The organism is Massilimicrobiota sp. An134 (genome assembly GCF_002160815.1).
Lineage (GTDB): Bacteria > Bacillota_I > Bacilli_A > Erysipelotrichales > Coprobacillaceae > Allocoprobacillus > Allocoprobacillus merdigallinarum.
This window is the reverse complement of sequence record NZ_NFLH01000047.1, coordinates 1-13,048: the sequence shown is the minus strand read 5'-3', so window position 1 is coordinate 13,048 and position 13,048 is coordinate 1. Positions and strand designations below refer to the sequence as shown.

The following is a 13,048-nucleotide window of genomic DNA, read 5'->3' as shown; positions in this document are numbered from 1 at the left end:
ATTTTTGTATACAATAAAACCCACAGATAGTCTGTGGGTCAGTAAAAAGCTTTAGCGTAGTGATAATGTTAAAAACCTCCTGTATAATAGTATTGCGGCCTGGAAACTGCAAAACTAAAAACAGGAGGATAATCAAATGAATGAAAGAAATCAATCAAATGACTTACATAGTTTATCACACACAAAGTGGAATTGTAAATATCATGTTGTATTTGCACCAAAATATAGAAGAGCAGTATTTTATGATAGCAAAAGAATAGAAATAGGAAAAATATTAAGAGAATTATGTGAATGGAAAGGAGTGAATATAGTAGAAGCAGAAGTATGTAAAGATCACGTACATATGCTGTTGGAAATACCACCAAAAATGAGCATATCAGGGTTCATGGGCTTTTTGAAAGGGAAAAGCAGTCAAATGATATATGAAAGATGGGGAAATATGAGATACCAGTATCGAGGAAGAAGTTTCTGGTGTAGAGGATATTATGTGGATACAGCAGGAAAGAATACGAAAAGAATACAAGAATATATCAAGAATCAATTGAAAGAGGATAAAGAGGCAGAACAATTAAGTTTGGATTTAAGTGATCCATTCAGCAAGAAATAGTGCAAGAGGCAGGGACAGGTCGCATGAAATGAAGGGGCTTCAGCCTTTGCTCTGGGAGCAGGGCTTGCCCGCACAAGAAAAACCACCAGCTAAGCTGGTGGATATTTATTTTAAACATACTATAATAAATGTGTAAGATGATTCGGTAGAGTCAAAAGTTTATGAAAACTTGTGATTCAGGCGAGAAAACGTATTATCTATAGTTGCTATTTTGATAAAACAGATGTTTTACGTTTTTCGTAAATGATAGGAAGGAATTAAAACTTTCTTTCAATACAGAAAAAAGCCTAAATTTGAGCGCAATGAGGGTATCGGGTCTCACATGTATTTTTAAAACTGTGATATTTTTAGTTGAGATGATATTGTGAACTTAGCTCTACTAATTTCAACCATCTATCCTGCATAAGCATATCATCATTAAATAGTCCATCATCAACTGGTGTTTTATATTTTAGTGATGAATGTTGTCTAAGGAAGTTGAAAAAACACACAAAAAGAACCATGTAGCTATTTGCACATTCTAGTTTGTCATATCCATTTGTGCCATAGTAGTTTTGTTTGTAGGTTCTATTCAATCGTTCCTCTATCTGCTTGAATGGTCTGTACTTTTTGGATATCTCATCCTTGTCTGATACTCCAATAACCTGCTGTAAGTCGAATTTGATATCATTGATTTCAAACAAGACTTGTGCTGCATTATAGATTGGATTTGCATCTGTATATATTAAGTTAACGAATGTCATTATCATAATTATCCTGACTGTATTTGAATGTTTCTGAATGGTTATTGAAAAATAGTGATGGAAATGATATCATATGTATGGTTGTAGAAGAGAAAGATAAAGTGGGGTCCAATCCAGATTGTCTTTCTCTTTTCCCTTTCTTAATGGTTGTATAATATGATTATACAAAAAACAAATTAAACTACAAAGAAATAAACACCTATTAATTTAATTTGTCTAGATAACAGCTGTTTTTATTATTATAAAATGTTAATCAACATAATGATACCTTAAACGATACTGATGACTAGAGGTCTTAAGTGTTTCTCTCTTATCGCTATCATAGATTTTCTTGTTTTTAAGATAGTAGGGGCACTTATCGTTAGGACAATGATAGACAAGATAACCTTTTCTATCATGTTTAAGATCAAGTTTTCTTCCACAGTGAGGGCAATAGATACCAGTTTCACCAGATAAATCTGTCTTTAAAGTAAAAGTATTATGACAGGGGTTGCATTTGAATTGACCTTTGCCATTATTATCATAGATATATTCTTCAGGTGCGCCACAAAAAGAACAGACACCATGAAAAGTAAAGGCATCAGGATTTCTACGTTTAACAGGAGTTAAAGGAGAACCATTTAACATAGATCCTCTTAAGATATCATCAAAAGATATCTGAGCAGGAGCTTCTTTCTTGAATACAGGCAAGCCATCAACGGTGAAATCGGCATAAGGTATGGTTTTATCAATATGTTGAGTCTTTTTCAAGCGAGAAACTTCTTTATGAAGAACTTTAGAAATATGATTAGAAAAGAAATCATTTAACCAGTTCAAATGAGAAGAAGCTTGATCAAGATGATATAAGAAATCATTAGAGTTCAAATGATAAGATATATCAGAAGGAATATGCTTAAGAATAAGTAAAGGTTCAAAGAATTGAGAGAATTTAAAAAGAGATTTAGAAAAAGTATTTATATTATTTAAAATTGATGTTATACTATCCATGATGAAACAATCCTTTCTATATTGATTTTGTGGTGAAACAAGTATAACATGGATGTTTCATCTTTTTTAGTATAAAACGAAAAAAGATGATTAAAAAGATATAATCAATAATCATTTTATTGTTTATATATAAACAAATAAAGGTAGTGATGTTTGTATCAGTGATGCTGATTTTTGACACTACCGATGATTCAGGGAGGAGAAAAAATATGAGAACAGTTATGATTGTAGATAGTCAAAAAAGAATGCTAAATATTTATAAGAAAATGTTACATTGGGAAGAATACGGCTTTGAAATTATTAGCTTTACTGATAATCAGGCTCAAGCTATGTCTTATTTTAGAGAATATGAACATGATTTAATTATTATGGATACACAATTAAAAAATGGAAATGGTTTAGCGTTAATTAAGCAGTTAAAAGAATATAAGCAAAATTGTTATATTATTGTTTGCTCATATGAAAACAATTATAACAATATACGAAGAGCTTGGAGATTAGGAATATTAGATTTTCTAAAAAAAGATGCTTTACGATGTTCGTTATTAACAGAAAACTTAGAAATTATTCAAAACGAAGAACAACCTGCTTATCAGGATATGAATGGAGTAGATGAATCACAGAGATTACTTGGTTTAATAAGAGATAAACAATCAGTAGATCTAGAAAAATTAAATTTAGCACTAAAACGAAGCCTATTATTAAAAGAAAAAGATATATATAGAATATTATTCTTCCGTATGGATAATCCTACTGGTGTTTTCTTGGAAAATCTAGCGTTAGATAGAGATATTTTATCACAAAAACTAAAAGAAATTTTTGAAGATGTTTTAAGTTCTGAATACGATTTTGAGATTATCTTTTCTAAAAAACACTCTGGTACAATCATTATTAAAAATGTTCCTGAATCACAGCTTGATGATATTTCACAGCTTTTAATAGAAAAAGTAAAATCAATTTTAAAATTCGATATATCAATTATTATTTCTAAAGAATGTATAGGATATTCAATGTTCTATGATGCTTATGTAGAATGTATAAATTCATTAAATAGAAAATTTTATACAGGAAACTGCAGTATTATTTTCTTAGATAAAAGTGAAAACTTTAATTATTTAGATTATAAGAGTATAGACTTTAAAGAAAAGATTTTAAAATATCTTGTTTTAGAGGAATATGAGAAATTAAATAATGTAACCTTAAAATTATATCATTATATGATTAATGAACATATTATGCCTAGTGATGTTATTTATTATTGTTGTTATACTATTAATTCTATAGAACACTATATGGAAAAAAGAGGAATAAAGATTAGTGAAAGATTACTTTCAGAGACACAATATACATTCTCTAAATTAGAAAACATAAGTGATATTATGCGTGAGTTTACTAAGACAATAAGATATTTGACTTTCTGCATACAGTCATCATCACAATCTAAATATCTTAAAATTGTATTAGATGTGAATCAATACATAGAAGAACATATATCAAATAAAATTGATGTTAATGATATAGCAGATACGCTTGGATTAACTGCAATACATATTTCTAGAGTTTTTAAACAACAAAATGGGGAAAGCCTAGTGCAGTATATAAACAAACAAAAAATGATTCATGCTATTTACTTAATGAAGAATAGTAAATTAAAGATTAAAGATATCGCTCAGTCTGTAGGGTTTGATGATCAGTTGTATTTTAATAAGGTTTTTAAGAAATATTATGACGTTAGTCCTAGAGAATTTAGGAAGCAATTTGAGATACAAAAAATAGATAAAATATAATAAGAAAGAAGTTTATGTAATTTTAGTAGATTTTATAAAATTAAAAATAAAAATATGTAAAATATTAACATTTTATTAAAATAGCATATATTTTAAGCGCTTGGATTGTTGAAAATATGTCGATTAAAAGTTATATTTTAATCGTACAAAATAGAAGGTTAAGCGCTTAATATTTCCTGTGAAGAAAGGAGGAACAAAATGGGAAAACTTGGTATTATGGTCGTTAGCCATGGGGAGTTTGCAAAAGCTGCTTTAGGTAGTGCAAACATGATAGTAGGTGCAACCCCTCATGCGAGAGCATATGCATTAACTGAAGATAAAACTTTAGATGGTTTGGAAAAAGAATTAATTGCAGGTTATGAAGAATTATCAAAAGAATATGATACAATTTTATGTATTTGCGATATCTATGGAGGCACTCCATTTAATGCTATTTCACGTTGTTTATTAAATGGGTATGATATGGTTGCATATACTGGATTAAGTCTTCCATTGTTAATTGATGTATTATTGATTAATGAAATTGAAAGAGATGAAATTGATGCTCGCTTAAAAGATACTCATGCACAAGTATTGAACAAAATTAATGTAACTATCGTTGAAGATGATGAAAATTTAGATGAACTATAGGAATTAGAAAGGAGTTAATTATGGGATTAGCACTTGTAAATATTGATGATAGATTAATTCATGGTCAAGTAGCAACAACTTGGTGTAAGGATTATGCAATTGAATCAGCAATTATTGTTGATAATGATGTTGCAAATGATCCTGTACGTAAAAGTGTTGCAGGATTAGCTGTACCAAATATAAAAGTAAGTATTTTTACAGTAGAAAAATTTATTGAAGTTTTGAAAAAAACTCAATTAAAGAAAGTAACAATGGTTTTATTTACAAATCCTATTGATGCTTTAACATTAAAAAGAAATGGATTAGATTATACTTACTTAAATGTAAGTGGTATGCGTTTTAATGATAAACGTCATAGATTACATAAAAATATGTCTGTTACTTTAGAAGAAAAAGAAGCTTTTGAAGCATTAATCAATGAAGAAAAAGTTGAAGTTTATATGCAAACAACAACAAGAGATGAAAAAACAAAAGTCTCTGAATTATTAAAAAATTACTAAAAGGGGAGTAAAGAATATGGGAAATTTATTAACAGCTTTACTATTGGCAGCATGGGCTGGTTTATGTGCTCTTGACCAATTCGGACCACATCTTGGTTTCCGTAAACCATTGCTTGCATCAATAGGTGTAGGGCTTATTTTAGGAGATATGCAAACTGCAATCATTGTTGGTGCAACAATGGAATTAATGTGGTTAGGTGTAAATAATATTGGTGCATATGTACCACCTGATGTTATTTCAGGAACAATTGTAGGAACTTCATTAGGTATTTTATCTGGTGGAGATACTGGAACAGCTATTTCTACAGCAATTGCTGTTGGCGTTCCAACTGCTTTATTAGTACAACAAGTTAACATGTTAGTTATGACTACTAATATTTCATTAGTACATGCTGCAGATAAAGCTGCTGAAAATTTTGATTTCAAGAAAATTACTTTTTTACATTGGACAGGTGGATTAATGTTCTTCTTAAGTAGAGCAGTTCCTGTATTTATCGCATGTTTTGCTGGAAGTGCTGTTATTGATACTATCTTAGCTGCTATTCCTGCACAAATTTTATCTGGATTTACTGTTGCTTCAAAAGCTATTCCAGCTGTAGGGTTAGCAATGTTATTAACAATGATGATGAAAAAGAATATGTGGATTTTCTTGGTATTAGGTTTCGTTTTAGGAGCTTACTTAAATTTAGGAACTTTAGCAATCGCTTTAGTTGGTGCAGTAGCTGCAGGTATCTATGATTTAATTATGGAAAGACCAGCTCCAGCAGTAGCAGTAGCTGATGAGGAAGGAGAATATGATTTATAATGGGTAAAATTAGCAAAAAAACTTTAAATAAAGTTTTATTAAGAACACAAACAACTCAATTCTCTCATAACTATGAACGTATGCAATCATTAAGTTTAACTTATGATTTTGCACCTGTTATTGAAGAATTATATAAAGACAAACCAAAAGAACAACAAGTTCGTGCAATGCAAAGATACTTAGAGTACTTTAATACTCATCCATTAGCTATTCCTGCTATCTTAGGTATCTGCGCTGCTATTGAAGAAACTACAGATGAAGATCATAAAGATTCTGTAACAAATATTAAAACTGGTTTAATGGGACCTTTAGCTGGTTTAGGAGATTCTATGTTAAATCTTACTTGGTACCCAATTGCTGGAAGTATTGGGGCAAGTTTATGTGTTGAAAGTGGTAGTATCTTAGGTCCAATTGTTATGTTCCTTTTAATTAATCTATTATATTGGCCATTAAAATATTTTGGTCTTCATAAAGGATATGAAAAAGGTATGGATTTAATCCAAAATGAACAAAATGGTGGTTTAAAAATCTTTGACCGTTTAGGAAATTTTGCTAACGTATTAGGTGTAGTTGTAGTCAGTGGTTTAATCACATCAACTGTTAAATTAAATACAGGAATTGAATTCGCAGCTGGTGAAGGAACAATTGCTTTACAAGATCAATTAAATAACGTTATGCCTTGCTTATTACCTGTATTATTAACAGCACTTTGTTATTTCTTATTAAAGAAAGGACAAGGTAAAAACTCTGTATGGGTAATTCTTGGATTATTAGTTGCTTGTATTGTTCTTTCTTGCTTTGGAATTTTAGTATAGTCGCTTATGAGAACTGTATTAGTATTGATGGATACTCTTAAGAGAGATATGCTATCATGTTATAATGAAAAAACTTTTGTTAAAACACCTAATATTCAAGACTTCTCTGATGAAGCAACAACATTTGACCAACATTGGATTGGATCAGCTCCATGTATGCCTGCAAGAAGAGATGTTTTATGTGGTAGATTAAATTTCTTAGAAAGATCTTGGGGTCCTATTGAACCTTTTGATATTACATTACCACAATTATTAAAACAAAATGGCTGTTTCTCACATATTACAACAGACCATTGTCATTACTTCCGTTTAGGTGGAGAAGATTATGTACAACAATTCAATACATGGGATTATCATCGTGGTCAAGAAGGAGATCCTTGGATTTCTAGAATTGATGATCCTGAAAATATGCCTAAAGATTATTATGGTCGTGTAAGAACACAATATCAGTGGAATCGTACACAGTGGCCTAATGAAGAAGATTATCCTTCTCCAAAAACATTTACATCAGCATGTGAATGGTTAGAAAATAATAAGGGAAAAGATAATTTTTTCTTAATGGTAGAAGCATTTGATCCTCATGAACCATTTGATGTACCTCAAAAATATATGGATATGTATGAGGATACACAATTAGATCGTGAATATTTTGAAATTCCTGATTATCAAAGAGTAAATGTTCCAGATGATGCAGTAGATTATATTCAAAAGAGATACGCTGCATTAATGACAATGACAGATTATTGGTTTGGAACATTAATTAAGAAATTGAAAGAATTAGATATGTATGAAGATACATTAGTTATTATGACTACTGATCATGGATATTTCTTAGGAGAAAGAGAATACTTTGGAAAGAATTATATGCATTTGTATAATGAATTAGCTCACCTTCCATTTATTGTAAAATTCCCTGAAGGAAAAAGAGCAGGGGATAGAATTAATTCTATTACACAAAACATTGATATCATGCCAACAGTATTAGAATATAATAATATTCCTGTACCTGATTGTGTTCGTGGAAAGAGTTTTAAACCAATTGCTGATTACCAAGATAATGGAAAAGAATATGCATTATTTGGATATCATGGAATGGCAATGAACATTACAGATGGAAAATATACATATTTTAGAGCTCCAAATGCAGATAACTGGCCTTGTTATGAATATACTTGTATTCCAACAACTATTCGTAAGTATTTAGGATCTGGTTATGAAGATAAGATAGAAATGGGTCGTTATTTTAAACGTACACAATATCCATTATATCGTATTCCAACTTATAAACCTTCTATTATTGATAATATTGAAAATGGTTTAAAAGAAGTTAAAGAAACAAAATTGTTTAATATCGAAGAAGATTATGCCCAATTAAATAATTGCGCAGGAACTGAAATCGAAGAAACTTATAAACAATTATTGATTCGTGCCCTTGATGAAAACGAGGCACCTTCTGAACAGAAAGAAAGACTTTCACTTTAAAAAATTAAAAAGAAGGAGGTTTTAAAAAATTTCCTTCTTTATCCTTAGTTTATAAAAAATATTTTAGCTTCAAGATGATTTTGCAAAGCATCACTCCCACAACAAGATAAAAAATAAACACGATTTCTCTAAAAATGTTAAAATCTAAAAGGAGCTAAAATAATAACTTATGAAAATATTAATATAGTAAATAATTTAACCCTAGATAAATGTTGTTAAGTGAAATGAACTCCATAATATGGTATTTAATATAATCTTATCTAAAATATCCTTTCTCTTCATTTGATATACTGTTATTGAGGTGAAGATATTATGACTGATAAAATGTTTAATGATATTATTGATTCAATTATTAATAATGCAACTCCTGATGAAATTGAAGTGATTAGAGAAAAGCTTAACAATTACATCATCAATCATATCTATGATTCAGATGTGCATGAGGAACTATCAAATGATTTTGATAGTTCTTTCTGCCCTCATTGTGGAGACAGACATATTATCAAACACGGTAAGGATAAACATAATAATCAGAGATTTCTATGCAAATCTTGTCATAAGACTTTTTCCGCTGTGACTGGCACATTGTTTTCATATTCAAAAAAAGAAGCGTATCAGTGGTATTTATATATGGAATCTTTGTTTCGTGGTGATACCATTGTCCAATCTGCTAGAATTGCCAACATATGTGAACAAACATCTCTTGTTTGGAGACATAAAATTCTTAGTGTCTGTGCTACTCTTACAGCCGAAGACTGTGTTCTTGATGGAACAGTCTATCTCGATGAAAAACTATCAGATATAAAACATCCAGGAATCATCATGGAAGAAAAAGATATCAAAAAAACAAAAAGAGGAATAAGCGACCAAAAGAGAAATATTGTATGCGCAGTAGATGAACATAACCATAAGGTCATTATGGTATCAGAGCGAGGAAGGATACATACCAAAAATCTTTATGAGATATACAAGGATAAGATACCTTCAAACTGTACAGTTGTCAGTGACAGTCTACGCTCATATCATGGCCTGACGAAAAAACTAGGAGTCAAATGGATAAAGATACCATCAGGCAAAAGTGAAAAAGATGGATATACATTAGATAAAATCAATAGACTACATTCGTCAATCGAGCTGTTTTTGCATGGATATAGAGGCATATCAGACAAATATTTGAATAATTACATAGGATTATACAAAATGAAGGATCGAAATAAAAAATACTATGAAAAAAGGATATTCAAAGATATTTTTAAAGAGATAATGAACTCTATATGTGTGTTAGGATATAAAGATTTTAATAGTGATTTTACATTTAACATGATTTAATCAAATAAATTTAAAAATAATTAACAACATTTATCTAGGGTTAAATTATAGTAAATAAAAAAAGAGTTCAAGACATCTCGATTCCTTTATTTTTCTCTTAATTATATCAATTTCAGTAGTCTTATGTACAGGGATGTCTTGAATCGTTAATGATTATTATTTAAAGAGGAGAGAAATGATATGTTTAAAAATTATAATAATTGGGTACGCTATCCAAAATTGATTTCTTTATGTCTTGTTTTTTTCTCAATAACAAGAATAGTTGTTCTTCAGTTTCATTCTGAATTAAATAAAAGTTTATTCTGGATCATAGCTATGATTTGTGGAGTAGTAACATATGTTATTTTCCACTATATGAATATTAAAGTAGAGCTTATAAAGGTAAGTCAATGTTCATCCTATAAAGAAGCAAAAGACAAGTATCAGCAAATGCTTGAAACAATTATGGAAAGAATAACTGAGAAAGAAATGAAACAATTTATATCTATAGAATTAGGGTATTTAACTGACGAAGTTAAAAGATTTATATTTATTAAAGGTATTTATAGTAAAATAGATGAATTATAAAATGATGAGGGAAAGAGTATGAAAAAGTATATTAGTTTTTTAATAAAACCAGCTTCTTCTTTATGTAATATGCGTTGTCGATATTGTTTTTATTATGATGTTTCTGATCATCGTGATGTGAAAAGTTTTGGAATAATGAACGAAGAAACAATGGAAGCTTTAATAGATAAAGCTTTGGGTTTGGGAAATGATTTTGATATATCATTCCATTTTCAAGGAGGAGAACCAACTGTTGCAGGTTTATCTTTTTTTGAAAAATTTGTTGCTTATGTTCAAAAAAACAAAACTAATCAAACAATTCACTATGCATTACAGACAAACGCTACATTATTAGATGAAAAATGGGCTGATTTCTTTTATAAGCATCATTTCTTAATAGGAGTATCTCTTGATGGTTATCATGAAATACATAATTATTTCAGAAAAGACCATGAATATAAAGATACATATAAAAAAATAATGGATTCAATTCAATTATTAAAAAATAAAAGAGTAGATTTTAATATATTAACAGTATTAACAAATACTCTTGCAAAACACCCTCAAAAATTATTCTCATTTTATAAAAAAAACAATTTAAAATTTATACAATTTATTCCTTGTATTCCAGGTTTAGAAGAAAATAAAAATGAATATTCTTTGTCTCCAAGAATGTTTGCAAGTTTTTATAAATCTTTTTTTGATTTATGGAAAAAGGAATTATATCAAGGAAATTATATTAGCGTATCATTATTTGATAATGTCATTTCGTTATTTGAAAGAGGCATAGCTCACCAGTGTGGGTTATTAGGAAGATGTTCTCCTCATTTAGTTATAGAAAGCCAAGGTGATGTATTCCCTTGTGATTTCTATGTATTAGATAAATATAATTGTGGAAATATCGTTAAAGAAGATTTAATGGATATTATTAGTAGTGAACAAATGTCTCATTTCTTAAAAGAAGAAAGAAGATATTGTGATTGCTGCAGGACATGTCTGTTTGAAAAAATGTGTCACAAAAATTGTAAAAGATTGAATATAGCTTATTATGATGATCATTATTGTGGATATAGAGATTTCTTAGAATATGCATATAATGACATAGTATATATTTCTCAAAGAATGAAATAAAGCTATATAAGAAAGGATTTATATATGATTTATATTATATTTTTTATAGTAGGTTTATCAGCATCTATTATTGGAGCTATTTGTGGTGTAGGTGGAGGAGTATTTATTAAACCTTCATTGGATGCAATTGGAGTATTATCTGTAAATAGTATTACATTCTTATCAACATGTACTGTTATTTCAATGACTGGTTATACTGTTATTTCTTCAGCACTATCTTCAAAAGATGGTAATAGTGAAAACCTGATAGATTGGAAATTAACAACATGGTTAGCTATTGGTTCAGCCATTGGAGGAATTATTGGAAAGAATATCTATACAAGAATTCTAGATTTATTTGTGAATAAAGAAGCTGTAGGTGGATATCAGGCTATTGCATTATTAATTTCAATGATATTTGTATTAGTTTATACAATAAATAAATCAAAAATAAAAAGCTATAAAGTGACTAATCCTATTCTATTAATGATTTTAGGATTTATCTTAGGAGCCTTTTCAACCTTTGTTGGAATTGGTGGAGGTCCTTTAAATTTAGCGCTTCTTTATTATTTCTTATCTATGTCAACAAAAGTCGCTGCTCAGAATTCTTTATATTTAATTCTTATATCTCAGATTCCTGGTTTAGTTATTACTTTTATGAATGGTGCAGTTCCTCAAGAACTTTATCAAGGAGATGTTGGATTCTGGACTATGTTAATAGGTATGATGTGCTGTGGAGTTGGTGGGGGTATTTTAGGTAAGAAAATTAACAGACAAATTTCTTCTAAAGTAGTAGATAAGTTGTTTATTCTATCTATTATATGTATTTCATTATTATGTATATGGAATGCTTATCATAAATTAGGCTTATAATAATGTACGAAGCCCATATATTGTGACTCTTACAAGTTCCTAAATATATGCTTTTTTACTCTATTACTTTATTTATAAACAGTAAAAAGTATACATCTAATATGCAGCAAATATTAGTGTTAGATTGTAAAATAATATCAATAATTTATAAAAACTGTTAAAGCTAATGTAAAGAGAATCATATAGATACATTAAAAAATATACTTTTATCCTTTGCTATGCTATATGACCATTATAGAGCAATTCATATTGATCTTGAAAAAGGAACAGTAACTGTTGATCAATCTTTAAGTGCTATTACTTCAAAAATTACTTCTCCAAAAACAGGCAATTCATACCGTACAATTGTTATTCCTAAAAAAATAATAGATAAATTAAAATTAAAATATTCATATGTAAGTCAGATTAGAGATTTTAACGAAAACTGGTTTGTATATAAGGATAAAACATATATTTCTATAGGAACTTTAAGAAGATGGTTTAATGAAGATGTTAAAAATGCAGGGGTAAAAGTTATTACCTTTCATGGATTGAGACACTCTCATGCAAGCTATTTATTATCCAATCCGATACTATCAGAGCAATTAGTAGCAGATAGACTTGGTCATACTGTAAAAACATTAAGAGAAACATATGCTCATGTATATAAAAAACATAGGAAAATATTAGATGATTATATTACTAATTTATAAGAACACTTCGGTGTTCTTTTTTTGGGCGCTTTAAATAATCGCGGGGTTTTATAAAAAAGCTTTAAAAAAATTGTGGGGCAGAAACACCCCACTTTTATTTTAAAGGAAATTGCAGACATTCATTATTTTATTTCCTTTTTTT

The 13,048-nt window shown here is 29.1% G+C and carries 14 protein-coding genes; 12 read left to right on the top strand and 2 right to left on the bottom strand.

Annotated features, from left to right (window positions below; all coding sequences use genetic code 11):
* Positions 1-136 precede the first annotated feature (136 nt).
* Entirely contained in the window at positions 137-607 is a 471-nt protein-coding gene (tnpA, locus tag B5E79_RS12480) for an IS200/IS605 family transposase (RefSeq protein WP_087298254.1), read from the top strand.
* A 347-nt stretch (positions 608-954) separates the two neighbouring features.
* Here tnpA and B5E79_RS12475 read toward each other — a convergent pair whose 3' ends face one another.
* Both B5E79_RS12475 and B5E79_RS12470 read right to left on the bottom strand, forming a co-directional pair.
* Positions 955-1,350, bottom strand: coding sequence for an integrase core domain-containing protein (locus B5E79_RS12475; protein WP_087298253.1), 396 nt, complete (start codon positions 1,348-1,350; stop codon positions 955-957).
* 249 nt (positions 1,351-1,599) lie between these two features.
* A complete protein-coding gene (locus B5E79_RS12470; protein ID WP_087298252.1) occupies positions 1,600-2,337 on the bottom strand; it encodes a hypothetical protein in 738 nt (245 codons plus the stop codon).
* 209 nt (positions 2,338-2,546) lie between these two features.
* Between B5E79_RS12470 and B5E79_RS12465 the strand changes: the two genes are divergently transcribed.
* The 11 genes from B5E79_RS12465 to B5E79_RS12415 all read left to right on the top strand — a co-directional run bounded on the left by B5E79_RS12465 (position 2,547) and on the right by B5E79_RS12415 (position 12,906).
* Entirely contained in the window at positions 2,547-4,124 is a 1,578-nt protein-coding gene (locus B5E79_RS12465; RefSeq protein ID WP_158095507.1) for a helix-turn-helix domain-containing protein, read from the top strand.
* A gap of 198 nt (positions 4,125-4,322) precedes the next feature.
* On the top strand, positions 4,323-4,754 hold the full coding sequence (locus B5E79_RS12460) for a PTS sugar transporter subunit IIA (protein ID WP_087298250.1): 432 nt from the start codon (positions 4,323-4,325) through the stop codon (positions 4,752-4,754).
* A gap of 20 nt (positions 4,755-4,774) precedes the next feature.
* Positions 4,775-5,254, top strand: a complete 480-nt coding sequence (locus B5E79_RS12455) for a PTS sugar transporter subunit IIB (protein ID WP_087298249.1) — start codon at positions 4,775-4,777, stop codon at positions 5,252-5,254.
* Between the two features lie 16 nt (positions 5,255-5,270).
* Positions 5,271-6,059: a PTS mannose/fructose/sorbose/N-acetylgalactosamine transporter subunit IIC gene (locus tag B5E79_RS12450; protein ID WP_087298248.1), complete on the top strand. Its 789-nt coding sequence runs from the start codon at positions 5,271-5,273 to the stop codon at positions 6,057-6,059.
* Positions 6,059-6,874, top strand: coding sequence for a PTS system mannose/fructose/sorbose family transporter subunit IID (locus tag B5E79_RS12445; protein ID WP_087298247.1), 816 nt, complete (start codon positions 6,059-6,061; stop codon positions 6,872-6,874). The genes B5E79_RS12450 and B5E79_RS12445 overlap by 1 nt, the downstream gene beginning before the upstream one ends.
* Positions 6,875-6,880: 6 nt before the next feature.
* Positions 6,881-8,356: a sulfatase gene (locus B5E79_RS12440; protein WP_087298246.1), complete on the top strand. Its 1,476-nt coding sequence runs from the start codon at positions 6,881-6,883 to the stop codon at positions 8,354-8,356.
* Between the two features lie 312 nt (positions 8,357-8,668).
* A complete protein-coding gene (locus tag B5E79_RS12435; RefSeq protein ID WP_087298245.1) occupies positions 8,669-9,685 on the top strand; it encodes an IS1595 family transposase in 1,017 nt (338 codons plus the stop codon).
* 180 nt (positions 9,686-9,865) lie between these two features.
* Complete coding sequence (locus B5E79_RS12430; protein ID WP_087298244.1) at positions 9,866-10,252, top strand: hypothetical protein; 387 nt, start codon at positions 9,866-9,868, stop codon at positions 10,250-10,252.
* Positions 10,253-10,270: 18 nt separating this feature from the next.
* Positions 10,271-11,362: a radical SAM/SPASM domain-containing protein gene (locus B5E79_RS12425; protein ID WP_087298243.1), complete on the top strand. Its 1,092-nt coding sequence runs from the start codon at positions 10,271-10,273 to the stop codon at positions 11,360-11,362.
* 24 nt (positions 11,363-11,386) lie between these two features.
* On the top strand, positions 11,387-12,214 hold the full coding sequence (locus B5E79_RS12420) for a sulfite exporter TauE/SafE family protein (protein WP_087298242.1): 828 nt from the start codon (positions 11,387-11,389) through the stop codon (positions 12,212-12,214).
* Positions 12,215-12,432: 218 nt separating this feature from the next.
* Entirely contained in the window at positions 12,433-12,906 is a 474-nt protein-coding gene (locus B5E79_RS12415) for a tyrosine-type recombinase/integrase (protein WP_087298241.1), read from the top strand.
* Positions 12,907-13,048 lie beyond the last annotated feature (142 nt).